We start from the raw sequence: 232 nt of genomic DNA, 5'->3' as shown, positions 1-232 counted from the left end.
ACCAGCCTGTGTGGGATATGCTTCCCCGGCGATGTAGCGCCATGACTTTTGGCAGGGATGTGGAGGAACCCTGACCGAAACGAGCGTACCAAAGGGAGCGATACGCCGCTGTGAGATTCAGGGGAGGAACGACACCGGGGAGAACTGGCGAACTGACACCGAAATGATACCGAAACACGACAATCTGATAGGGGGATAGTCTACCCTATCGCTGATACTTCGGGAGATTTTA

This window comes from Clostridium sp. AM43-3BH (genome assembly GCF_003479985.1).
Classification (GTDB): Bacteria; Bacillota; Clostridia; order Lachnospirales; family Lachnospiraceae; genus Otoolea; species Otoolea fessa.
The sequence above is the reverse complement of the archived record's forward strand: the minus strand, read 5'-3'. Positions refer to the sequence as shown.